Here is a 1,360-nt window from a genome sequence, read left to right on the forward strand (position 1 = left end):
CGCGTTGACTCATAAAAAACCTCCGCGTAGCCGGATACGTTGCCTCATGGGAAAAGCTCCGGGACGTTGGCCGCGGACATCCTTGAGGGATGGGATTGACGATGGGTGAGCGCAAGGCGGTGACGAAGCACCTGGCCGAGTCCTACCGGGCCGGTGATCGGGCCAGGAAGGGGCGGATTCTGGATGAGCTGGTCGAGCTGACCGGCTGGCACCGGGATCATGCCCGGTCGGTTTTGCGGCATGCGCTCGATCCCCCGCGGCCCCGGCCCGTCAGGCCGGGACGTGCCCCGGTTTACGGGGCTGATCTGCAGGACGGGCTCGTGCTTTGCTGGGCGGTGCTGCGTGCCCCGGCGGGGAAGTTGCTGGCACCGATGCTGCCGGAGCTCGTGCCGATGCTGCGGGCTGAGAAGGCCCTGGACATCACTGACGGGCAGGCAGCGTTGCTCGCCCGCATGAGCGCGGCGACCGTCGACCGGCGGCTGGCGGGCCAGCGGGCGAAGCTCTTGCCGCGTGGCCGGACCCATACCAAACCCGGATCGCTGCTGAAGTCCCAGATCCCTGTGCGCACCTGGGCCCAGTGGGACGACGCGGTGCCCGGCTTCGTCGAGATTGACCTGGTCGGCCACGACGGCGCTAATAGTTCCGGCCAGTTCTGTTTCACCCTCACGGTCACCGATATCGCTACCGGCTGGACCGTAAACCGGTCCGTGCCGAACAAGGCACAGAAGCACGTCTTCGCGGCCCTGCAGCACGTCCAGACCGTCTTCCCGTTTCCCGTGATCGGCATCGATTCGGATAACGGCAGCGAGTTCATCAACAACGAGCTCTTCGAGTTCTGCGTGCAGCACCGCATCACCTTCACGCGGTCCCGCCCGGGCAACAAGAACGACGGCGCCCACGTGGAGCAGAAGAACTGGTCCCGGGTCCGGGAGCTTGTCGGATACCAGCGCTACGACACCGTCGGGGAACTGCAACTGCTCAACGAGATCTGGGAGCTGGACCGGATCTTCACCAACTACCTGCTGCCCCAGCAAAAACTCATCGCCAAGGCCCGCCACGGAGCCAAAGTGAGCAAAACCCATGACCGGGCAGCGACCCCACACCGCCGCGCTTCAGCTCACCCGGCCCTGTCGCGGATGCCAGTGATCCGGATGAACGCGCAATACAAAAAGATCCGGCCGGCCGCCCTCTCACGGCAGATTCTGGCCCTCACCGGCCAGCTAGAAGCCATCGCCACTGCCAAACAGGCTGCCCCCGTCAAACCCGCCGTGAACGAACGATGGAACCAACGCGCCAGCCGGAGGAATTCATCTGAGGCAACGACTGCACCTTCCCGGAGGTATTGACATGAGGCAACAGG

Annotated in this window: 1 protein-coding gene; it reads left to right on the forward strand. The window is 64.8% G+C overall.

The window, feature by feature from the left end; translation table 11 throughout:
- Window positions 1-89: 89 nt before the first annotated feature.
- Window positions 90-1,346: a DDE-type integrase/transposase/recombinase gene (locus AB4Y67_RS18970; protein ID WP_441407302.1), complete on the forward strand. Its 1,257-nt coding sequence runs from the start codon at window positions 90-92 to the stop codon at window positions 1,344-1,346.
- Window positions 1,347-1,360 lie beyond the last annotated feature (14 nt).

Source organism: Arthrobacter sp. YAF17, from assembly GCF_052113365.1.
Classification (GTDB): Bacteria; Actinomycetota; Actinomycetes; order Actinomycetales; family Micrococcaceae; genus Arthrobacter.

Bases quoted from the DNA above. Each gene is read 5' to 3' on its own strand.
- AB4Y67_RS18970 (WP_441407302.1), top strand. From the start codon at position 90: ATGGGATTGACGATGGGTGAGCGCAAGGCGGTGACGAAGCACCTGGCC.